The 22005-nt window shown below is 48.5% G+C and carries 19 protein-coding genes; 5 read left to right on the forward strand and 14 right to left on the reverse strand.

From position 1 onward, the window contains the following. Positions 1 to 122: 122 nt before the first annotated feature. Positions 123 to 548, reverse strand: a complete 426-nt coding sequence (locus GT360_RS13200) for a DUF805 domain-containing protein (RefSeq protein ID WP_164649662.1) — start codon at positions 546 to 548, stop codon at positions 123 to 125. A gap of 78 nt (positions 549 to 626) precedes the next feature. Beyond that, complete coding sequence (locus tag GT360_RS13205) at positions 627 to 974, reverse strand: 5-carboxymethyl-2-hydroxymuconate Delta-isomerase (protein ID WP_164649294.1); 348 nt, start codon at positions 972 to 974, stop codon at positions 627 to 629. Between the two features lie 261 nt (positions 975 to 1235). Between GT360_RS13205 and tpiA the strand changes: the two genes are divergently transcribed. Then, positions 1236 to 2006: a triose-phosphate isomerase gene (tpiA, locus tag GT360_RS13210; RefSeq protein ID WP_164649295.1), complete on the forward strand. Its 771-nt coding sequence runs from the start codon at positions 1236 to 1238 to the stop codon at positions 2004 to 2006. A 152-nt stretch (positions 2007 to 2158) separates the two neighbouring features. Next, entirely contained in the window at positions 2159 to 3502 is a 1344-nt protein-coding gene (locus GT360_RS13215; protein WP_164649296.1) for an MATE family efflux transporter, read from the forward strand. Positions 3503 to 3548: 46 nt separating this feature from the next. Here the strand turns inward: GT360_RS13215 and rraA are convergent, their stop codons facing one another. The 3 genes from rraA to efp form a co-directional block, all read right to left on the reverse strand. Then, positions 3549 to 4064 carry a ribonuclease E activity regulator RraA gene (rraA, locus tag GT360_RS13220; RefSeq protein ID WP_164649297.1) on the reverse strand — a complete coding sequence of 172 codons (516 nt, stop codon included), beginning with the start codon at positions 4062 to 4064 and terminating at the stop codon, positions 3549 to 3551. Between the two features lie 74 nt (positions 4065 to 4138). Next, a complete protein-coding gene (locus GT360_RS13225; RefSeq protein WP_164649298.1) occupies positions 4139 to 5071 on the reverse strand; it encodes a 1,4-dihydroxy-2-naphthoate polyprenyltransferase in 933 nt (310 codons plus the stop codon). Positions 5072 to 5192: 121 nt separating this feature from the next. Next, on the reverse strand, positions 5193 to 5759 hold the full coding sequence (gene efp / locus GT360_RS13230) for an elongation factor P (RefSeq protein WP_164649299.1): 567 nt from the start codon (positions 5757 to 5759) through the stop codon (positions 5193 to 5195). A 33-nt stretch (positions 5760 to 5792) separates the two neighbouring features. Here efp and epmB point away from each other — a divergent pair, with 33 nt between their 5' ends. The 3 genes from epmB (at position 5793) to GT360_RS13245 (ending at position 8966) form a co-directional block, all read left to right on the forward strand. Continuing rightward, positions 5793 to 6815, forward strand: coding sequence for an EF-P beta-lysylation protein EpmB (epmB, locus tag GT360_RS13235; RefSeq protein WP_164649300.1), 1023 nt, complete (start codon positions 5793 to 5795; stop codon positions 6813 to 6815). A gap of 80 nt (positions 6816 to 6895) precedes the next feature. Then, positions 6896 to 7414 (forward strand): MgtC/SapB family protein, encoded by a 519-nt coding sequence (locus GT360_RS13240; protein WP_164649301.1) that lies wholly within the window; start codon positions 6896 to 6898, stop codon positions 7412 to 7414. 232 nt (positions 7415 to 7646) lie between these two features. Then, positions 7647 to 8966: an anaerobic C4-dicarboxylate transporter gene (locus GT360_RS13245; protein WP_164649302.1), complete on the forward strand. Its 1320-nt coding sequence runs from the start codon at positions 7647 to 7649 to the stop codon at positions 8964 to 8966. 65 nt (positions 8967 to 9031) lie between these two features. Here the strand turns inward: GT360_RS13245 and fdhF are convergent, their stop codons facing one another. The 9 genes from fdhF to GT360_RS13290 all read right to left on the reverse strand — a co-directional run bounded on the left by fdhF (position 9032) and on the right by GT360_RS13290 (position 21970). Further along, on the reverse strand, positions 9032 to 13231 hold the full coding sequence (gene fdhF, locus GT360_RS13250) for a formate dehydrogenase subunit alpha (protein WP_164649303.1): 4200 nt from the start codon (positions 13229 to 13231) through the stop codon (positions 9032 to 9034). Between the two features lie 235 nt (positions 13232 to 13466). Continuing rightward, positions 13467 to 14483 (reverse strand): tryptophan--tRNA ligase, encoded by a 1017-nt coding sequence (trpS, locus tag GT360_RS13255; RefSeq protein WP_164649304.1) that lies wholly within the window; start codon positions 14481 to 14483, stop codon positions 13467 to 13469. Positions 14484 to 14597: 114 nt separating this feature from the next. Continuing rightward, a complete protein-coding gene (locus GT360_RS13260) occupies positions 14598 to 15281 on the reverse strand; it encodes a phosphoglycolate phosphatase (RefSeq protein ID WP_164649305.1) in 684 nt (227 codons plus the stop codon). A gap of 28 nt (positions 15282 to 15309) precedes the next feature. Next, positions 15310 to 15981 (reverse strand): ribulose-phosphate 3-epimerase, encoded by a 672-nt coding sequence (gene rpe, locus GT360_RS13265; protein ID WP_164649306.1) that lies wholly within the window; start codon positions 15979 to 15981, stop codon positions 15310 to 15312. Positions 15982 to 16068: 87 nt separating this feature from the next. Then, positions 16069 to 16890 carry a Dam family site-specific DNA-(adenine-N6)-methyltransferase gene (locus GT360_RS13270; RefSeq protein WP_164649307.1) on the reverse strand — a complete coding sequence of 274 codons (822 nt, stop codon included), beginning with the start codon at positions 16888 to 16890 and terminating at the stop codon, positions 16069 to 16071. 81 nt (positions 16891 to 16971) lie between these two features. Continuing rightward, positions 16972 to 18444, reverse strand: coding sequence for an AAA family ATPase (locus GT360_RS13275; RefSeq protein ID WP_164649308.1), 1473 nt, complete (start codon positions 18442 to 18444; stop codon positions 16972 to 16974). Between the two features lie 45 nt (positions 18445 to 18489). After that, positions 18490 to 19590: a 3-dehydroquinate synthase gene (gene aroB, locus GT360_RS13280; RefSeq protein WP_164649309.1), complete on the reverse strand. Its 1101-nt coding sequence runs from the start codon at positions 19588 to 19590 to the stop codon at positions 18490 to 18492. Positions 19591 to 19618: 28 nt separating this feature from the next. Then, positions 19619 to 20137: a shikimate kinase AroK gene (gene aroK / locus GT360_RS13285; RefSeq protein ID WP_164649310.1), complete on the reverse strand. Its 519-nt coding sequence runs from the start codon at positions 20135 to 20137 to the stop codon at positions 19619 to 19621. Between the two features lie 201 nt (positions 20138 to 20338). After that, complete coding sequence (locus GT360_RS13290; protein WP_239502635.1) at positions 20339 to 21970, reverse strand: type IV pilus secretin PilQ; 1632 nt, start codon at positions 21968 to 21970, stop codon at positions 20339 to 20341. Between the last annotated feature and the right edge of the window lie 35 nt (positions 21971 to 22005).

A 22005-nucleotide genomic window follows, 5' to 3' on the forward strand; every position in this document is an offset into this window, starting at 1 on the left:
CCCTCTCGGCTAGATGCTGAAATAAATTCAGCATGACGATTCCATTTTTGGTCAATACATTTGTTAGAAAAACAAAAACGGCAGCACTGTTGTGCTGCCGTTGAGAACTCATTTGTCCGAACCTAGTTCCTTACAGGATCTTGACCATACTGATTAGCGCCATCTGTCCCTTTCATCAAACCACACTCAATGAATATCCATAGACCACAAGCTAACGCCGCGATTGATACCAGCATTTGAATCATCGACGATTCAGTGACCAAGTCTCCCGCCGGGGCTGCGAGTCGACCTATTATCAGAGGAATATTTAGCAGAAGAAAAGTCGTAGGACGATTTCTGTCATGCCAACGCTTTGCGGTGATCGCTAAATCGGGGATGAGTATGACCAGCAAAAATGCGGGCAGTAGTAAATGGGCGAGATTCGGAAATAAGGTATTAATTCCTGCGGCAAAGCCAACTATCGACAGGTAATACACCACATTCCAAATCCAAAATGTCTTTCGACCGACACGGCCTTGAAAAGAAAACAGTAACTCTTTCATTGCTATCCAACTTGTATTGTACATCTAACCCCACTCTGCGGTGGGCGTCGCTAGGTTATACCACAGTTGGCAGCAATAACGTGCTTAATTGACGACTTTCTGGAAACAGCTTCGATCCATATCGCGAATATTAATCGTCAAACTCTTGATATGACTGGCTTGCTCTGCAAGGACGACCATCAAACCTCGCGACAACTCTCGCTTTTGCTCCTCGGTGCGACCATCCAACAGCTCAAAGGTGATATGAATAAAATCGCTATCGTCCTCGTCTTCACCAATCAGCCAATGGTGACAACGCAGTGCTCGTGATTTGATGGATGTCACGTCAAACAAGCCACTATCGATTGCTACTCTGTGCAAATCCTCAAGTAGCCCCTGTACATTTACCTGCTCTTCCACCGTATTGGTGTATTCCATGATCAAATTGGGCACGTTCATCTTCCTTAATTGCACAAACTCCTTGTGTCGTTATACCTGTAAATCAGTCAATTTGGCATATCAGAGCTGCATAGTGTCTAGTCGGTCACAGAGCAACCAAGCAGCGAAACCCAGAAAGATATGACGGGAGTCATGATCTAGCAAAATTTATCTGTTATATTCATTCGCACACTAGTGAATGACCTTGCGGGGGCAAAGACGGTTGTTCACGATAGATTTTTATTATTTTATTTAATTAGATATGGAGATATTCCTATGCGTCGTCCTGTAGTGATGGGTAACTGGAAACTGAACGGTAGCAAAGCAATGGTAACTGAGCTACTTACTGGCCTTAATAAGGAACTTGAAGGCGTAACTGGCGTTGACGTAGCCGTTGCTCCACCAGCACTTTACATCGATCTAGCTGAGCGCCTAATCAAAGAAGGCGGCGACAAGATCATTCTTGGTGCACAAAACACTGACGTAAACAACAGTGGCGCATACACTGGCGACATGTCTCCTGAAATGCTGAAAGACTTCGGCGCAACTCACATCATCATCGGTCACTCTGAGCGTCGTGAATACCACAACGAATCAGACGAGTTCGTTGCTAAGAAATTCGCTTTCCTAAAAGAGAACGGCCTAAAACCTGTTTTCTGTATCGGTGAATCTGAAGCACAAAACGAAGCAGGCGAAACTGAAGCAGTATGTGCTCGTCAAATCAACGCAGTGATTGACGCGTACGGTGTAGAAGCACTAAACGGCGCTATCATCGCTTACGAACCAATCTGGGCTATCGGTACTGGTAAAGCAGCAACAGCTGAAGATGCACAGCGCATCCACGCTTCTATCCGTGCAATGATCGCAGAAAAAGACGCAGCTGTAGCTGAGCAAGTAATCATCCAATACGGTGGTTCTGTTAAGCCAGAGAACGCTGAATCTTACTTCGCACAACCAGACATCGATGGTGCTCTAGTTGGCGGTGCAGCTCTAAATGCAGAAGGTTTCGCAGCTATCGCTAAAGCAGCGGCAGCAGCAAAAGCTTAATCACTAGATTCATTTCTAGATAAAGAAAATGGTCAGCTGCTGCTGGCCATTTTTTTATGTCCCATAAAGAGCAAATCAAGTAACCTAGCTTTCCTATCTAAAATTTAAAGACAGTCTCAAGTTCTGAGGAAATCTCAAGTAGTGGTGAAGGGATGCTAGACAAACACGGGTTATTATCCGAGCCCGTAACGCAAGTGCTCAGACAAATGACGGTGCCGATGACCTTCGGTATGGTCGCGGTATTAATGTTTAACCTGGTTGATACCTTCTTTATCTCGCTGTTAGGGACACAAGCGCTAGCGGCGATCAGCTTTACCTTCCCAGTGACATTCGCAGTCAACTGCATCACCATGGGTATTGGTATGGGGCTATCCACTCATATCGGCCGACTGCTCGGTAAAGGGGACACTCAACAAGCGGCTGCCCTATCGACCCACGGACTACTACTCGCAATCAGTTTAATGGTTCTGGCCAGCATTGCGGGCTTCTTCTCCATCGAACCACTCTTTTCGCTGCTAGGTGCAGACCAAGAGCTTATACCGCTAATAAAAGAGTATATGCAGGTTTGGTATCTCGCCGTTCCGCTGCTGGTGATTCCAATGGCTGGCAACAGCGCGATTCGTGCCTCGGGTGATACCAAGACACCCGCGAAAATTATGATGCTATCGGGCGTGCTCAATGGTCTACTCGACCCATTGTTGATTTTTGGGGTTGGCCCTTTTCCAGAACTCGGTATTCAGGGCGCGGCGATTGCCAGCGCCATCAGTTGGCTAGCGGCACTGTGTGCCTCACTGTATGTCTTAAAGTATCGGGAAAAACTGCTTTCGCTACCCAAGCTTAAACGCATCATTCATGACTGGGTTGCCATCTTAAGTGTCGGTTTACCCGCAGCATTCTCAACCGCAATGACACCACTGGCCGGCGCAATCCTAATGAAAATGCTCTCTGTGTATGGCAACTCTGCGGTTGCTGCGTTGGGCGCAGCGCAGCGGGTCGAATCAATATTAATTCTGGTACTGATGGCGCTTACCTCCGCCCTCACCCCTTTTATGGCGCAAAACTTTGGCGCGAATCAACCGCAGCGTAGCTTTCAAGGTTTGTTCCTGAGTATGCGCTTCTCTATCGTCTTTCAGCTGCTGATTTTTATTATCATGGTGCCACTGAGCGTGCCAATTTCAGCGCTATTCTCTCAAGAAGCACACGTCAAACACCTGCTTTGGCAGTATCTGCTTATTGTGCCAGCCAGCTATGGCTTTCAGGGGATATTGATGATGTTAAGCTCCGCCTTGAATGCACTTCATCGCCCACTGCTTGCTTTCCAATGGAATGCGATGCGCTTATTCCTATTCACCCTGCCGTGTGCATGGCTAGGAGGCTATTGGTATGGCGCTGAAGGGATATTTATCGGTGTTGCGGTGGGTAACGTTGTCGGTGGGTGTTTGGGGTATCTGTATGCCTTGCACTTGCGCAGGCGCTACTGTGCGGTAAGCCTATAGATATGCGCTAAACCTCTGGCGGTTCAGCGCACAAGCAAGTCAACCGTTAGGCTTCTGGGCCTTCTTCCTCAATCTCGAAATCGACATCAAGAGGCTCTTGCGACAAGATAATGCCCGTATTGTCTGCGTACACATAGTCTTCAGCGAGGAAAGTGACACCACCGAAGTTAACCGCGACATCAATCTCACCAATACCTTGTTGTGATGAACCGACGGGAATCGACGCCAAGGCATGAATGCCGATATTCATATCCTCTAGCTCATCGACTTCGCGCACACAGCCATAGATAACCAGCCCTTCCCACTCGTTTTCTTCTGCCAAGGCCGCAAGCTCAGCATCAATCAGCGCACGGCGCAATGAGCCGCCACCGTCAACTAAGAGAACACGTCCTTCACCTTCTTGCTCCAGGACGTCACGAATAATGCCATTATCCTCAAAGCACTTTACCGTTGTCACTTGACCGGCAAAAGAGGCACAACCACCGAAGTTGGTAAACATGGGTTCAACCACATCGACTTGATCGAGATAGATATCACATAGCGCGGAGGTGTTGTATTCCATAACGGTTCTCTTCGTAAAATGAGCCTATTTCGAGTATATCGCGTCAACAAGTCATTGCAATGACAGGCCGTTTTCTAGCTCACAATTAGGGTAAAAATAGTCAACAAAACAAACACTAAATTTGATACTAAGGCGCATTTCACCATCTGTGGGAGTTGCGGTGCGAGCTCCTTTGGCTCTTTAGCCTGCTGAACAATCGCAAGATGCTCCTTGGTCACAAGCAGTGCGACCAGCCAGCCCGCTAACAACCAAAATGGCGTCGCCATCAGCAAGTTGGTGATCATCAAACTCGCGATGCCTGTCACCACCAAAACATAGTGATAGCGCTTGGCCCCATCTAGGCCTAGTCTCACCGCTACCGTGCGTTTTCCACACTCTGCGTCATTTTCGATATCGCGCATGTTATTCACATTCAGAACCGCGACAGAGAGTAAGCCGCAACCTATCGCAGGTAAAAGCGTCACTACTGAGAGTGTTCCGGTATGCAAGAAATAGGTCCCAAGTACACCCAGTAAACCAAAGAAGGTGAAAACCGAGATATCCCCTAACCCAACATAACCATAGGGCTTAGAGCCCATGGTGTAGGCGATGGCGGCTCCAATGGCCAACAGCCCTAGGCCACAGAACACCAGTACATTTTGCAGCGAATCTAGAGAATAAGTCACCAAAGCCAAGCCCGATATCACAGTGAGCACTACGTTCACCGCGATGGCTTTGCGCATGGTCGATAAGCTCACCGCGCCTGATTGAATCGCACGCATTGGCCCAATGCGCTTCTCGTTGTCGGTGCCTTTTTCCGCATCACCGTAATCGTTGGCGAGATTTGACAAGATTTGCAGTAGCGTCGCCGTTAACAAGGCCAGCAGTGCTACAGGCAACGAAAACGCACCTTCACTGTACGCCAGCGCACTGGCCGTAATGATAGAGGTTAATGCCAGTGGCAGAGTCTTTGGCCTTGCGGCGCTGAGCCATACCGACAAGGTTGCTGGCGACGATGTTTGAGTCATAAATCGTAAATCAAATAATGAGTTATTGATTGCATTCTGTCACACCACAAAGAGGGTGTCACAGGGATAGATAAGAAAAAAGGCCGCTAATAGCGACCTTTCTTTACATACAGTAGCGTGATTACTTCACACGACCTACGTATTCACCCGTACGAGTATCCACTTTGATCACTTCGCCGATCTGGATGAATAGAGGAACACGTACCACAGCGCCTGTCGTTAGTGTCGCTGGCTTACCGCCTGTACCCTGAGTGTCGCCTTTTAGGCCAGGGTCAGTTTCAGTAACTTCTAGCTCAACGAAGTTTGGTGGTGTTACTGCGATTGGGTTACCATTCCACAGCGTAAGCATACATGTGTTGTTTTCTACCAACCATTTTGCGTTTTCACCAACCGCTTTCTCGTCAGCTGCAATTTGCTCGAACGTTTCAGCGTTCATGAAGTGGAAGAATTCGCCATCGCTGTATAGGTAGTCTAGGTCTGTGTCTAGTACGTCTGCAACTTCAACGCTCTCACCAGACTTGAATGTTTTCTCTAGAACCTTACCAGAAAGCAGCTTACGGATTTTAACACGGTTAAACGCCTGACCTTTGCCTGGTTTTACATACTCGTTTTCGAGAATGACACAAGGCTCGTTATCAAGCATAATTTTAAGACCGCCTTTGAATTCATTCGTGCTAACAGTAGCCATTTTTTCCTCTTACCATTCTTCGAGTTAAATTTAATGCCGCACATCATAACCCGAAAAGTCGATTCTGTTGAGCAAAACTGGCTCAAACAGCTAGCTAATGGGATCTCTGATCCGACAAAACTGCTAGAACAGCTCGATATTGATCCCACGCCATGGCAATCAGGGTTTGCCGCACGCTCTTTATTTGCACAAAGAGTGCCTTTGAGTTTTGTAGAAAGAATGGAAAAAGGCAACATTCATGACCCACTACTGCGTCAAGTGTTACCGATTATCGAAGAGTTTGAGCAACCCAAGGGCTATGTGACCGATCCACTGGGAGAGCAAGACAATGAGCAACCCGGCTTGCTACACAAGTATCGAAATCGCGTTCTTTTGATTGTTAAGGGCGGCTGTGCGATCAACTGCCGCTACTGCTTCCGTCGCCACTTCCCTTACCAAGACAACAAGGGCAGTAAAGCCGTTTGGCAACAGAGTCTCAACTATATCGCCGAGCACCCAGAGCTCAATGAGGTCATCTTATCTGGTGGTGATCCCCTAATGGCAAAAGATCATGAACTCTCATGGCTGATCGAGCAAATTGCAGGTATCAAGCATATCACACGACTGCGCATTCATACCCGCCTCCCAATCGTGCTGCCGTCAAGGGTCACGCCAGAATTGCGCGCGACACTCCAGCGCTCCCGCCTGCAGGTGGTCTTGGTCACACATATCAATCATGCCAACGAAATTGACCATGAAGTGACACAAGCAATGGCTGGACTCAAACTTGCGGGCGTGACGCTGCTCAATCAAGGCGTGCTACTCAAAGGGGTGAATGACGATGTGGATACGCAAGTTGCCCTAAGCAACCGCCTGTTTGAAGCAGGTATCCTACCCTACTATTTGCACGTGCTGGATAAGGTTCAAGGCGCGGCGCACTTCTACGTCAGTGATAAACGAGCCCGCGAAATCATGGCTGGCCTTATTGAACAAGTCTCAGGCTACCTCGTACCAAAACTCACCCGTGAACAGAGCGGTAAAAAAAGCAAAACTCCGCTCGATCTGCACCTTGAGTAGTTGTCGTCTCGACAAATATTTTTCGTTTAATTCTGCAAGATATTGCCCCCATACTCGCTCTCTTTTTATAGGGGGCTTGTATGGATTATCTCATCTCACAAATTGTCGATATCGCACCGTTTGAATGGGCGGCGCTGCTGTGCTGTGCCATCAATGGCTTGATGATCGGTATTGAACGCCAAACGCGAGGCAAACCTGTTGGCATTCGCACCTCAATCCTGATCATTGCTGGCACCTATATGTTTATGACCCTGGCAAAGTCCTTGTCAGTGAACAGCCTGGATCACGCACGCGTGCTCGGGCAGATCATTACTGGAGTAGGCTTTTTAGGTGCTGGGGTGATGATGACTCGTGATGGAAAGATTCATGGTGTGACGTCCGCCGCCATCATTTGGTTACTTGCCGCGCTAGGCATGACCATTGGTCTTGGCTACTGGCACCAATCGGTTGTTCTGACGCTTTTCGCCCTGCTTATTCTGCTCGGTGTCGATAAAGCTGAGAATCAGTTTAAAGCGCTACGTCGCGGGGTACACCAAAAAATCCAGCTACGCAGAAAGACGCGTACTAAAGTGCCACGCTCAATGGACAAGGTGGATTAAATCCCGACAAATAAACAAGGATGTTTAACTGCTCCCAATGCACCCTCCACATTTCATTTCTCCCTCAACATCACAAATATCAATCAATTAGGTCCTGTCAGTCACGAAACTTGACCAAAAACAATGAACCATTAGATGACAAAAATGTGGCACGCAATAAGCAAGTTAGCTCACATATCCCCTAAGAGTTCTCCGCTACGATGAGTAAAAATAACTCAGTGGAGATACGATCATGTTTTACGTACATATGCTGTTATTGCTCACCGTGATATTTATTGGCATTCGCCACGGTGGCATTGCTTTTGGTTTACTTGGTGGTCTTGGGGTCTCTATCCTCGCCTTCGTCTTTGGGATCGCTCCAGGCACCCCACCAATCAGTGTGATGCTGATTATTCTCGCCGTTGTTGCCGCCTCTGCGACCTTAGAGGCCACCGGTGGTCTAAAGCTCTTGGTACGTTTTGCAGAGCGCTTATTGCGTAAGCACCCGAACCAAATTGTCTTTCTCGGCCCGCTTTGTACCTACTCTCTGACGGTGCTCGTTGGTACCGGTCACTCTGTCTATCCACTGCTTCCGGTCATCTATGATGTCGCCTATAAGAAAGGCATCCGTCCAGAGCGCCCAATGGCGATGGCGACGATTGCTTCGCAGATGGGTATCACTGCAAGTCCAATCGCCGCTGCTGCCGCTGTTGTGATGGCTACCGCTGCTGACAACAATCTTGATATCAGCTTGGTCAATGTTCTGATGGTGACGATTCCGGCCACCCTAATCGGTGTGTTGACTGGGTGTCTGTGGAGCCTTAAGCGCGGTAAAGATCTCGATAAAGACCAAGAGTTCATTGAGCGCTGCAAAGATCCTGAGTTTAAAGCACAACTGATTGATATCGAGGAAGGTAGCAATGAAGGCGCGATAGCACCAACCGCCAAACGCGGATTGATGATCTTCTTGGCCGGTATCGCGACCGTGATCTTTGTCGCCATGTTTGGTAAAGATCTGTCGCTCCTTCCCGATGGCGTCAACATGTCGGTGGCAATTCAATTCTTGATGCTATCTGTCGGTGCCATCATCTTGCTAGTGACCAAAGTTGAGCCGAAGAAGATTGTTCACAGTAATGTGTTCATTGCGGGTATGACGGCGGTGATCATCATCTTCGGTATTGCGTGGATGAGTGACACCATCATCGGTTTCCACAAACCGTATCTTATCAGCTTGGTGAGCGACATCGTTGCTGCACACCCATGGACCTTTGCGATTGCAATGTTCGTCGTGTCTGTGTTCCTGAAAAGCCAAGCAGCGGTGCTGACCATCATGCTCCCTCTTGGATTCGCGATGGGCATCCCTGCACCAGTGTTGATTGGTGTGCTTCCCGCTTGTTATGCCTACTTCTTCTTCCCGTTCTACCCGAGCGATCTCGCCGCAATCTCGTTTGACCGCTCAGGCACCACACAGATCGGTAAGTATGTACTCAACCATAGTTTCCTACTGCCTGGATTTATTGGTGTGGTTACGGCAACCGGTGTGGGCTACGTGATCTCAATGGCAATCAACTAACTCACTTATTCAGCGACAAAAAAGCCAGAGCAACTGCTCTGGCTTTCATTTTGGAACCCGGACGATTAGTTCGTCGGCTCGGTGACCTTCTTTTCAACTTTCACCGCCGCCACCTTAAACTCCGGTATCTTCGCATGCGGATCTTTCGCAGTATTGGTCAGCTTGTTGACTGGCGATTCCGCAAAGTGGAACGGCACAAATACCACCCCTGTTTGCATTCGCTTAGTAACAAACGCAGCAATATCTATCGTGCCGCGACGCGTCGATATCGTCAGCATCTCACCATTACCAATCCCCATCGCTTCGGCATCTGCAACACTGATCATTGCGCGAGGGCCCGCCAGGTTATCCAGACCTTTGGTCTTGCGTGTCATCGTACCGGTGTGGAACTGCTCCAACACACGCCCAGTAGTCAAGATAAGTGGATACTCCTCATCTGGCATCTCAGCTGCGTATCGGAACGGAATGGCTTCCATCTGACCACGACCACGCGTGAACTGCGTTTGGTGCATGATACGAGTACCTTGAGGGTTATTCTTATTACTCGGCCACTGCATACCATCGGCAGGAATGGCCTCCCAACGTAGACCCGAATATTGTGGTGTCACACGCGCAATCTCGTTGGTTATCTCACTGACATCGCTGTAGTGCCAGTTGCCACCCATCGCATTTGCCAGCTTTTGGATGATCACCCAATCCTCTTTCGCCTCACCCGGTGGGTTGACCACTTGATGTAGACGCTGCACGCGGCGCTCCGTATTAGTGAAGTGCCCTGACTTCTCTGCAAAGGAGCAAGACGGTAGCACCACATCTGCATACTGTGCAGTTTCAGTGAGGAAGATATCTTGCACCACTAAGAAGTCGAGTGCTTCTAGCCCTTCCAAGACATGTGCTTGGTTCGGGTCACTCAACACTGGGTTCTCACCCATTACGTACAGACCGCGTACTTCACGCTTGCACGCTGCATCAATAATTTCCGTTAGGGTTAAACCTGTTTCAGTAGGAAGATGCGGCGCATCCCACTCAATGGCAAACTTTTGATGTACAAGCGGGTTGTACACCTTTTGGTAGCCCGGGAAGTTATTTGGTAGCGCCCCCATGTCACACGCACCTTGTACGTTTGACTGACCACGCAGTGGGTTGATACCGCCGCCTTCAATGCCAATGTTGCCACACAACAGCTGCAAGTTCGCAATAGAGCGAACATTATCATGCCCCGTTGTATGCTGAGTAATACCCATCGCATAGTAGACAGCTGTGCGCTTGGCTGTACCGATAGTACGTGCCATCGCAAAGATATCTTCCGCTTTGATGCCGGTGACCAACTCGACTTTATCCAGTGAGTAACTTGGAGACATGACCTCTTGCAGCAGCGTATCAAAGCCATCGACACGCTCTTCGATGTACGCCATGTCGTACCAACCGTTTTTGATGATCTGCTGCATCACGCCGTTAATCAGCATCACATCGGTACCCGGGCGTTGAGCGATATACAGCTCCGCGTGATCGGCGAGCTCAATACGTTTCGGATCGGCAACGACTAAGCGTGCACCATTGTGACGAATCGCCTGCTTGATATGCGAAGCAATAATTGGGTGGGCAGCGGTGGTATCGGAGCCAATAACAAAGATGACATCCGAGTGCTTGATACTTGGAATGTCGTTGGTCATCGCGCCGCTACCTAGTGAGGCTTCAAGACCGGTGACGGTTGAGGCGTGACATAAGCGAGCACAGTGATCGACGTTATTAGTGCCAAGCTCTCGGCGAATAAACTTCTGGAATGCGTAATTATCTTCATTGGTGGTTTTTGCTGATGAGAAACCCGCGAGCGCATTGCTGCCAAAAGTCTGCTTGATAGAGCTGAACTTACTCGCTACCAAGTCAATGGCTTCTTGCCAAGACGCTGGCTGCAACCAACCATCTTTGCGGATCAGTGGCGTCGTCAAGCGCGCATCACTACCGATAAAATCAAAGCCAAAGCGGCCTTTGACACACAGCATGCCTTCGTTAACCGGAGAGTCTCCCCCTTTGACATAACGGATTTGGTTGGTGGCTTCATCCACATGCATGCTGACTTTACAGCCGACACCACAGTAGGTACAGATGGTATCAACTACCTTAAGGTTCTCAACTCGACCTTGCGCTCGGTCACGACCATCCATCATCGCGCCCGTTGGGCAAACCTGAATACATGCGCCACACTGCACACAAGCCGAGTCTCCCATCAGAGTTTGATTCGGACCAAAGTTAGGACGACACTCAGGGCGAGAGGCTGGACGCCCCTCTTTATTGGTCATAAAGCTCAGCACACCATGCACTGACTGCTCACGACATGCTTGGACACACTGACCACAGCTAATACAGCGGTTGGCATCAAACACGATGAACTCTGAGCTATCATCCACCGCAAACTTCTGACGCGAATCACTACTGCGCATGGCTTGCCAATCAGCATCAGATTTAATCTCAACGACACCATCAAAGGACTGTGTCGCCTGGTATTCAGTTGAGTAGTCACGCAGGTCACAGCTGGTGTTGGCCTGACAGCCACACTCTAAACAGCGCGCCGCTTCAGCCATGGCTTCGGCATTGTCAAAGCCCAACTCCACTTCCGCAAAGCTCTGTTCACGCTGAGCGCTGGTGAGCTCGGGCATGATCTTGCGAGCCACCTTCTGAATGCGAGAGAAATGCTCCGGATCAACTTGCTTAACCGACTTACCTTTACGCGCATTGAATGGCGTCACAGGCACGTCATCCATATTACCGTCAAAGAATCGGTCAATCGCTTGTGCCACGATGCGACCGTCTGCCACGGCTTCTACTGCGGTAGCAGGGCCGCGACGAAAGTCACCGATACTGAAGATATTGCCGGTGCCCGTGTGCAGGGTTTGTGGGTTTACATCTGCCGTATTCCAGCGAGTCAGTGGGATTTCCAGTGTTTCCTCATCCATAAAGCTCAAATCTGGCTTTTGAGAAACCGCGGCGATAACCGTATCGAACTCTTCAGTAAAGAACTCTCCCGTCGCTTTGGGGCTACGACGACCCGAAGCATCCGCAGGCCCTAATGCCATCTTTTCAAGACGAACCGCACTAACACGGCCATTATCATCAGCAATGTTCTCTGCAGGGTTAGTCAAGAAATGAAATTTCACCCCTTCATGCTCTGCTTCTTCAATCTCGTAGTCTTCGGCTGGCATTTCAGCTCGAGTACGACGGTAGATCAAAGTGGTGTCTGCGCCATCACGTACCGCAGTACGAGCACAGTCAATGGCGGTATTACCACCACCAATCACCGCCACCTTTTTGCCTGTCAGGTAATTTTTATCTGTCACATAGTCTTTTAGGTAATCAACACCCAAATAGCAGCCATCGAGATCACTTCCGGTGTAGTGCATCTCTACCGCTTTTGACGCGCCAACCGCCAAACACACCGCATCATAGTCTTCACTCAGAGAAGAAAGAGTAAAGTCCTCACCCAACTTCTTACCACACTCAACCTGCATGCCATTACGACACATCAGTTCTATTTCTTTATCGAGAATGCTCTTTGGCAGGCGGTACTCTGGAATACCATAACGCAACCAACCACCAGCGTGTGGCATCGATTCAAAAACCGTTACCTCATAGCCTTCATTCGACAGGTAGTAGCCTGCCGTTAAGCCACCAGGGCCACTGCCGACAACCGCAATTCGCTTACCATTGTCTGGCTTCTTTGGCGGCACATAGGCCTCTTGCGCGTCAAGGTCAGCATCTGCTGCGTGGCGCTTTAACTGGCGAATGGCGATAGAGTCATCGACTAGGCCACGGCGACATTCGGTTTCACAAAATGCAGGGCACACTCGACCAATCGAGAGCGGCATAGGGAGAGTGCGCTTGATGACCTCGATCGCTTTTTGATGGTCATTCTGTGCGATATGGTAAAGGTACGATTGGATGTCTACGCCCGCAGGACAGGCCGTTTTGCACGGCGCTTCACAATCGGCGTAGTGATCTTCCATAATGCGGTTCAGCGCTTTACGGCGATGCTCACTCAAATAGTCAGACTGAGTATTTACACTCAAACCGTTATACACTTCAAGTTCACACGAGCGCTTTACGCCGCCGCTTTCAACTTCAACCACACATAAGTCACAGGGGATTTTTTCGTCGGTCTTATTAGCACCGCAAAGAGATGGAATCTCAACGCCACAGACTTTTGCAGCTTCTAGCAGTGTCAGTCCCTCTTCCACTACTCGATATTTTCCATCGATCACAATTTGAATCATAAGTGCCTCCTAAGCACTGGTGCGCTCTATTTTCTGAGCTTTTTATTGTTCTTTTTATCAGTACTCACCCGACAGCATGGGCGGCACTATTTTCCACAATATTACTATGGATAATGCAAGAATGGTTAATTGTCAGACAACTTATTTGACTGGTTGGAGGAATGAGTGATTTATTAATAGGCAAGATCAAAAAAGGCCAGCAATGCTGGCCTTTTGGAAGTATTTGCATTGAAGACTATGGACGGGCAACAAAACCCACAGCCGCATAGGCTTTTTTCAATGTTTCCGCTGCGCGCGCTGACGCTTTTTCTGCGCCCTCTTTCATCACAGCATCTAGGTAAGCACGGTCTTCACGAACGCGGCGGTATTCCGCTTGAATTGGCTCCAGCATTTCTACCAACGCCTGACCCACATCCTTCTTAAATGGACCGTACATCTCAACACCTTGGTACTTCGCTTCAATCTCTTCAAAGCTCATGCCTGTCGCTGCAGAGTAAAGGCCCATTAGGTTAGAGATACCAGCTTTGTTTTCCCAGTCGTTGGCAATACGCGGCGGGGTCTCTGTATCTGTTTGCGCTTTGTTGATCTTCTTGATGATCGACTTAGGCTCTTCTAGCAGAGTGATAACGTTCTTACGGTTATCATCTGACTTCGACATCTTCTTAGTCGCATCTTGTAAGCTCATTACGCGCGCATTCACCGTTGGAATGTACGGCTCTGGCACTTCGAAAATTGGCTGCTCTGGGCTGTAGATGTTGTTGAAGCGTGTTGCGATATCACGCGCGAGCTCAAGGTGCTGTTTCTGGTCGCTACCGACTGGCACTTGGTGTGCGCCATACAGCAGGATATCTGCAGCCATCAGTACTGGATAGTCGTACAAGCCTACGTTTACGTCATTCGCGTAACGCTGTGATTTATCCTTGAACTGCGTCATACGGTTCAGTTCACCCATCTGGGTGTAGCAGTTAAGAAGCCAACCTAGTTGAGCATGCTCTGGTACATGTGACTGAACAAATAGCGTGCTCTTCTTAGGATCAACACCAACAGCAAGACAAATTGCGAGTGCATCGAGAGTCGCTTCATGCAGCGCTTTCGGGTCTTGACGAACCGTTACCGCGTGAAGGTCTACGACACAGTATTGGCAATCGTAGTCATCTTGCATCTGTTGCCATTGACGTAGAGCACCCAAGTAGTTACCGATACTTAGTTCACCTGATGGTTGAACACCACTCAATACGATGGGTTTGCTCATAGGGATTATTCCTTTGACTTCTTAATCTAATAAAATGAAAAAAACCGTGTGAGCCTTACCCACACGGTTATGTCAGTGTACTTATTAACAAGTATTTTGCTAGTAGTTTCGTCGTTATTCAGCAGAAACTAAAACTAGGTCAACTAATTCACCCACGCAGTCAGCCACATGGTGCGGATTTGCATTGCTGATCGGCTCGCCATGGTTGTATCCGTAGGTCAAACCAAACGAGTAACAGCCTGCGTTTTGCGCGGCAAGAATGTCGTTTTTCGAATCCCCCACCATTAGCATCTGCTCTGGTGTCACCTGGTGCTTTTCCATCAACCAGTTGAGCGCCATTGGGTTTGGCTTCTTTTCTGGGAAGGTATCGCCACCAATAACATCAATAAAGTACTTGTCGATGCCATGCTTAGCCAATACGCTTGGCACAAACTTTGACGGTTTGTTGGTGACGAGCGCAAGCGTGATCCCTGCTTCATGCAATTCAGCCAAGGTTTCCGTCACTTTTGCGTACAGATGGCTAAGCTTGTGGCCCGTCTTTTCATAAAAGTCATCGAATAGCTCACGCGCCTCGGCGCGAAGCTCAGGTGATAACTCTGGATTGACCGTTAAGCTCTGGCTCAGAGAGCGACCGATAAGAATGTCTGCGCCATTGCCAACATAATCACGCACCTGCTCTTCTGTCACTGGCGGGTAGCCAAGCTTTTGCACCGCTTGGTCAGCAGCTACGGCTAAGTCAGGCACACTATCGAGTAATGTACCGTCTAAGTCAAAAGCAATCAGCTTGATGTTGTTCATTCAAATTCCCTGAAATTTTGATTCTTGATTACTTCACTTGTGCCAATTCAGCACGCATCTCATCAATCACTTGCTTGTAATCTGGCTGGCTAAAGATTGCAGAACCTGCAACAAACATATCCGCGCCAGCTTCTGCGATCTCTTTGATGTTGTCGACCTTAACACCGCCATCGATCTCTAGGCGAATATCGCGACCTGACTCATCAATCATCTTACGAACCGCGCGCAGTTTATCGAGGGTGTTTGGAATGAAAGACTGACCGCCAAAACCTGGGTTTACTGACATCAGTAGAATCATGTCCACTTTGTCCATGATGTATTCGAGATGGCTCAGTGGTGTTGCTGGGTTCAGTACTACACCCGCCTGACAACCGTGCTCTTTAATCAGCTGAAGAGTACGATCCACATGCTCAGAAGCTTCGATGTGGAAAGTGATCATGGTCGCGCCCGCTTTAGCAAAGTCTGGAATAATGCGATCCACTGGCTTCACCATTAGGTGAACATCAATAGGAGCAGTAATGCCGTAGTCACGCAGTGCTTTACACACAGGAGCACCGAAAGTCAGGTTAGGTACGTAGTGGTTGTCCATCACGTCAAAGTGAACAACGTCAGCGCCTGCAGCAAGTACTTTTTCAACATCTTCGCCTAGACGAGCAAAATCTGCAGACAGGATAGAAGGAGCAATTAGGAAATCTTTCATTACGGACCTCGGTGAATGAACGGCGGTTAACAGTTGCGCGCCATTCTACCTAACCGAGGTATGAGAGCAAACGATTAATTGAGGAGTTTATTGTGCTGCTTTGTACAGCGCGAGGAGTTCATCGACTTTGTTGCGCCCTGCGCCATTGCGGCTGATGGTGCGCTTCACTTTCACCACATTGAGATCCGCGCCATGGTATAGACGGCGAGTTAGCGTGGTATCGTGGTTCGAAATCAGAACAGGGATATCGCGCTCTAGTGCGGTCCTTTCTGAAATATCAGCCAGTGCCGCTTGGTCATCCAATGAAAACCCATTGCCTGCGTAAGAGGTAAAGTTCGCCGTATTGGATAACGGGGCATAAGGTGGATCGCAATACACTACGCAACCTTTGCGAGCGCGTTTGAACGTCTCAACATACCCTTCACACACAAACGTGGCCTTGTTGGCTTTCTCAGCAAAAAACTCAAGCTCTTGCTCAGGAAAGTACGGCTTCTTGTAAGAACCAAAAGGCACATTAAAACCGCCCTTCTTGTTATAACGGCAAAGACCATTAAAGCCAAAACGGTTCATATAGAGAAAGGCCAACGAGCGATACATCACGTCATCGGTTTTATTAAACTCAGCGCGAATATCAAGATAGGCTTCTTTGCGATTGTTCTCTGGGGTAAACCAACGCTTCGATTCAGAGATATACAGCTCTGCATCGGTTTTTAGCAGGTTATAGAGATTGATAAGATCAGGGTTAATATCAGCAAGCAGATACTGATCATAGTCCGTATTGAGGAACACGGAGCCCGCACCAACAAAAGGCTCGACGAGCTTACGCGCTTGTGGCAAGTGACGTTGAATGTCTTCAACTAGACCATATTTTCCACCAGCCCATTTTAAAAAGGCGCGCTGCTTTTTCATCTACTGCTCTGTTGTATTTTCTGACACTTAAAAATTAGGCTGCGGAATGTACCATATTTACCACCCTAAGTAACCTTAGGATTAGTTTGTGCTTTCGATTTCACGATGAACTTGTGCCATCGCCTTCGCCCAAGGACTCAGTTGCTGGACATCATTGGGTAAACTCGAGACCGCATCACGCGCAGCCTGTATGGTTGGGTAGTTTTCAAACGTTACGATAAACCAGTTCACATCGTTACGTAACGTTGGGTAAATGCGCACTTCACCCTCCACAGGATAAGCATCAATAAACTGCTGCACCTCTTCTAGTGAGTTAAGTGCGGCCAATTGCAGCGTGTAGCTACGAGGTGAATAGGCAAGTAGCTCTTCGCGAGCGAAAGAGAAGTTAATCTGGGTTTGCGGTGGTTGCTCCACTACCTCCGGCTCCACTGGGGCGAGATCGGGCGTAGCAATCGAGGTTTCCTCAGGCACAACCTCCTGAATAACCGTTTCCTCAAGCTCTTGCAGTTCCGGGATTGGCTCGGCTGTTGCGGTTTCATCAAGCAGAGCATCCACCACATCAGAGGTGATCACAACGCGGCGTTCACTATCGTCAATACCGACGGTGGCGGTGGAGTCTGTTACTTCTGGAGTCAGTGAAGCACTGTCATCCACGGCCTCTGAAAACGTAGGGTCGCTGATCGAACCAGTGTTGCTCGTGACTGCAGAGGACTCTGGCAGCGTTGGAATCACGGTTTGCTCTACCAGTGATTCAATGCGTGCGCGGCTGTCATCAGGAGAGTTTTGTTGCCCTAACCACCAGTAACCACCAGCAATCAAAGCCAAAAACAGTAAGACAATAAGAGCGAGGTTGAGCGGCGATCCGACGATCGAACGCACAATAACTCTCTTCTCTTTTTTCTGCTCTGCGAGTGCCATAATCTCTCCCGGATAGCGCGTCACTTTCTCAAATGACTGTCGAACCTGCTTTTCCATATCCGGTTCAACATAACGCATGACTAAATACTCAAAGAAACGCTCTGCCTCTGAATCAGAGAGCAGATCAATATCCAACTCGATAGGTTTAAGCTCTTGACCATAGCTCAAACGCTTCAATAACGGGTTCACACTGTTATTGTGTACCATCAATACAACGTTAACAGACCAGTGACTGCATTGATTTGCGGCGACGCACAGTAACCATAGCTCACTAAGCAGCTGTTCTGAAAGTAAATGCGCGTCATCGATGACTAAAATGAGATCGCACGACTCTCCATCTAATATTTGCTCAAGATTATCAGTAAGAGACGTGTTGGTGTAGAAACCCTTCTTAGGAAACCACTGCTCCATTAGAGAAGCTCGCCGCTGGTCTTCGGTTTGGTTTGGGTGACACAACAATAGTGCTTGGTTTTTTTCTTGTGACCAGGTCTCTAAAAATCGCTGCGCTAACCAACTTTTACCAGAGCCAGGCGTACCACCGACAACCACAAGGTTTGAGCCAAAGCGAGTAAGTAAAGAGAGTCGCTCTAGAAGCTCTCTTTGTGAATCCAGTTCTAACACCCGAGAATCTCTCATCGCGTTGACCGCCCTACTCGCTATAACTTAGATAATGAAAATCGACTATACCTGACGGCAAAACTCGATGGCTTGTTCCAAGACATCTTCAGGCACGCCTTTAACCACTTCGGCAGTTCCGATAGAGGTTGGCAATACTAGGCGCAATTGACCTGCGAGCACCTTTTTATCACGCATCATATGAGTCATAAAATCATCAAATGTCATTGAGTCAGGCGTTTGAACCGGCAGTTTTGAGCGCTTCAATAAATTCACAATGCGTTCAAAATCCGCTTGTTCGATAAGACCTTGCATCAGAGCCGTTTTGGCCGCCATCACGGTTCCAGCAGACACCGCCTCACCGTGCAACCATTGACCATAACCCAGCTCTGCTTCAATCGCGTGACCAAAGGTATGCCCAAGGTTAAGTAAAGCTCGAATACCCGATTCTTTTTCATCCTGGGCCACCACTTCCGCCTTTATTTGGCAGCAGCGTGCAATAGCGTAGCTTAGCGCTTGCTCATCTAAGGCATACAAACGCTCTAGGTTCTCTTCGAGCCAAACAAAGAAGTCCGCATCGTAAATGATGCCGTACTTGATCACCTCAGCAATGCCAGCTGCAAATTCACGCTCAGGCAATGTCTTTAAGCAGTTGGTGTCGATAATAACGGCTTGCGGCTGATAGAACGCGCCAATCATGTTCTTACCCAGAGGGTGATTGACCGCCGTTTTGCCACCCACTGATGAGTCAACTTGTGATAGCAAGGTGGTGGGGATTTGAACAAAATCTACACCGCGCTGATAGCAGGCTGACGCAAAGCCAACGAGATCACCGATCACACCGCCACCAAGGGCCACAACCACGACATCACGGGCGTAGCTGCCTTCGAGGAAGAAATCCATGATTTGGTTGAACGTGTCCAGGCTCTTGTACTGCTCACCATCAGGTAAGGTCAGTAGCGCTGTTTCGCAGTTTTGTTGTTCCAGAAGTGCAAGCACTTGGTCTGCATATAGAGGCGCAACAGTGACATTACTGATCACGACAACCTTTTGTTTTGCAGGTGCTTGAGAAGATAAGAAAGAGAGTTGAGCCGGATCATCAAATAATCCGGCACCAATTGAGATTGGGTAGCTTCGCTCCCCCAACTCGACCGTAATCCGTTCCATGGTTGTTCTCCGCTAGAAATTAAACGTATTAACGTTCTTCTAGCATTTTTACGATCTGGTTGGCTACCACTTTTGCACTTTGATCGTCAGTGCGTACCGTGTAGTCCGCCACTTCTTCATAAAGTGGGTTGCGCTCGTCGGCTAGCGATACAAGCACTTCACGCGGGTCGTCCGTTTGTAGAAGTGGACGCTTTTTGTCGCGGTTAGTGCGCGCTAGCTGCTTTTCGATAGTCGTTTCTAGGTAAACAACGATACCGCGAGCAGAAAGACGATTACGGTTCTCTTTGCTGATTACAGAACCGCCGCCAGTGGCTAATACGATACCTTGCTCTTGAGTAAGATCGTTGATCACTGTTTCTTCGCGCTTACGGAAACCGTCTTCGCCTTCAACATCAAATACCCATGCGATATCCGCACCAGTGCGTTCTTCGATAACCGTGTCGGAGTCAATAAACTCCATGTGTAATTGTTGAGCTAGGTGGCGGCCAATTGTGCTTTTGCCCGCGCCCATAGGACCAACAAGAAATATGTTTCGTTTTTCAGCCATGTTAGCAGTAACTTACATCTTTAAAATCAATGACATTGCTACAAGAACCCTCTTTAGAAGAGCTCGCATATTGCCCTCTTGTAGCACCAATTCCTCACAGACAGACGTGATAAGACCCGAAATTATCTAGATCTGATGCCACTAATGCAAATTTATTTTTCTGCCACTAGAAATTAATCGCCTTATTGATATAAGCATCCGTTATTGAATCACCACTTTCGGGGTAACAAAGATCAATAACTCACTCTTACCGACCTGTTCATAGGTACGTTTAAACAGGGTACCAAACAACGGCAAATCACCAAGCACAGGCACTTTATCGGTAGAGTTGGTCACGCTGTGCTGAAAGATGCCACCCAGCACCACGGTTTCACCATTATTGACCAATACCTGCGTACCAATACGTTGAGTGTTAATGGCAACCGCCTCACCCGTGCCTGTTTTCACCACTTCACCCGGTCTGTCTTGAGTGACGCTCAGATCCAACACCAAACGATTATCCGGCGTGATCTGCGGCGTCACCTTTAAACTCAACACCGCCTTCTTAAAGGCGACCGTTGTTGCTCCGCTAGAAGAGGACTCTAGATAAGGAATTTCTGTACCTTGCTCAATATAAGCAGGCTTTTTATTGGTGGTGATAAGGCGTGGGCTCGAAATAATTTCGGCTTTTGACTCCCGTTGTAGCGCAGAGAGTTCTAAATCCAACAGGGTATCTGAGCCGAGTTTGGCGACCTGAAACGCAATGGATGAGGCGTTGGCAGATGTGGCTGCTAGGTTTACGTTGAGGAAGTCTTCAATCGGCAGGGTGTCCTCATCCAACAAACCCTTTTGGAACAGGTTGCTCTCAATACTCCCACCAACGGTATTGTGACCATTGGTGGAGGTAAAGCCCCAGCGGACGCCAAGTTCATCCATGTCCCCTTCGTTAATAGAGACCAACCTCGCTTCAATTTGCACCTGTTTAACCGGTATATCCAGCGAGCTGACAATCTCGCGAATGACCCCAATATTGTCTGGCAGTTCACGCAAAAGCAGCGAATTGGTTCTATCATCAATGCTGATTGACCCACGTTCAGAAAGCATACTGAACGCCCCTTCCCCACCAATCATATCGGCGATATCGGCAGCATTAGCAAAGTTAATTTTGATGATTTCAGACGAAAGCTCACCGAGCTCTTCGGCAAGGCGTGCCTTTTCCAGTTGTTGTTGCTCTCGCAAATCAAGTTCAGCCTTTGGGGCAATCAAGATAACAGTGCCATCGACCCGTTTATCTAACCCTTTCACCTGCAGAATAATCTCTAGCACCTGCTGCCAAGGCACGCCATCAAGCCTAAGAGTCAGATTACCAGCGACTGAGTCCGAGACGACAAGATTGAAATCGTTGTAATCGGCAATCAGCTGCAAGACATTGCGCACAGGAATATCCTGAAAATTAATCGAGATGAGCTTGCCTTCTTTGTCTAACGCACTCGGGGTAAATACCTGCAGCTCTTTTTCCTCCCCTATCGTGACTTCCAGATATTGACCTTTTAAGCGATAGTCATAGTGATAATTCCCCTCAATCGACACCAATAGGCGCGTGCTTGGCTCATTGCGAAACACCTCTATTGTCTCGACAGCCGTGGAAAAATCTTTGACGTCGAGCAGATACAATTGGTCATCACTGACATCGGTTTTCAGCAGTTCAATATTCAGTCCATCACTCTTTCGCTGTAGATCCACCACCACTGACGGTGATGCTAGCTCAACAATGAGCAGAGCTTCTCGCTGGGCATTTAAACGAAAATCGATACTCTGCAGTTGATTGCTATCGCTGGCCATTGCAAGCGGCATCCCTAAAACCGTAAGGCAACAAAGACAGATACGGT

This window comes from Vibrio astriarenae, assembly GCF_010587385.1.
Classification (GTDB): Bacteria; Pseudomonadota; Gammaproteobacteria; order Enterobacterales; family Vibrionaceae; genus Vibrio; species Vibrio astriarenae.

What these genes read in the sequence shown, in the direction of transcription:
- tpiA (WP_164649295.1), top strand. Translation starts at nt 1,236, where the DNA reads ATGCGTCGTCCTGTAGTGATGGGTAACTGGAAACTGAACGGTAGCAAA.
- GT360_RS13215 (WP_164649296.1), top strand. Translation starts at nt 2,159, where the DNA reads ATGCTAGACAAACACGGGTTATTATCCGAGCCCGTAACGCAAGTGCTC.
- rraA (WP_164649297.1), bottom strand. Translation starts at nt 4,064, where the DNA reads ATGGAATACAACACCTCCGCGCTATGTGATATCTATCTCGATCAAGTC.
- GT360_RS13225 (WP_164649298.1), bottom strand. Translation starts at nt 5,071, where the DNA reads ATGACTCAAACATCGTCGCCAGCAACCTTGTCGGTATGGCTCAGCGCC.
- efp (WP_164649299.1), bottom strand. Translation starts at nt 5,759, where the DNA reads ATGGCTACTGTTAGCACGAATGAATTCAAAGGCGGTCTTAAAATTATG.
- epmB (WP_164649300.1), top strand. Translation starts at nt 5,793, where the DNA reads ATGCCGCACATCATAACCCGAAAAGTCGATTCTGTTGAGCAAAACTGG.
- GT360_RS13240 (WP_164649301.1), top strand. Translation starts at nt 6,896, where the DNA reads ATGGATTATCTCATCTCACAAATTGTCGATATCGCACCGTTTGAATGG.
- GT360_RS13245 (WP_164649302.1), top strand. Translation starts at nt 7,647, where the DNA reads ATGTTTTACGTACATATGCTGTTATTGCTCACCGTGATATTTATTGGC.
- fdhF (WP_164649303.1), bottom strand. Translation starts at nt 13,231, where the DNA reads ATGATTCAAATTGTGATCGATGGAAAATATCGAGTAGTGGAAGAGGGA.
- trpS (WP_164649304.1), bottom strand. Translation starts at nt 14,483, where the DNA reads ATGAGCAAACCCATCGTATTGAGTGGTGTTCAACCATCAGGTGAACTA.
- GT360_RS13260 (WP_164649305.1), bottom strand. Translation starts at nt 15,281, where the DNA reads ATGAACAACATCAAGCTGATTGCTTTTGACTTAGACGGTACATTACTC.
- rpe (WP_164649306.1), bottom strand. Translation starts at nt 15,981, where the DNA reads ATGAAAGATTTCCTAATTGCTCCTTCTATCCTGTCTGCAGATTTTGCT.
- GT360_RS13270 (WP_164649307.1), bottom strand. Translation starts at nt 16,890, where the DNA reads ATGAAAAAGCAGCGCGCCTTTTTAAAATGGGCTGGTGGAAAATATGGT.
- GT360_RS13275 (WP_164649308.1), bottom strand. Translation starts at nt 18,444, where the DNA reads ATGAGAGATTCTCGGGTGTTAGAACTGGATTCACAAAGAGAGCTTCTA.
- aroB (WP_164649309.1), bottom strand. Translation starts at nt 19,590, where the DNA reads ATGGAACGGATTACGGTCGAGTTGGGGGAGCGAAGCTACCCAATCTCA.
- aroK (WP_164649310.1), bottom strand. Translation starts at nt 20,137, where the DNA reads ATGGCTGAAAAACGAAACATATTTCTTGTTGGTCCTATGGGCGCGGGC.
- GT360_RS13290 (WP_239502635.1), bottom strand. Translation starts at nt 21,970, where the DNA reads ATGCCGCTTGCAATGGCCAGCGATAGCAATCAACTGCAGAGTATCGAT.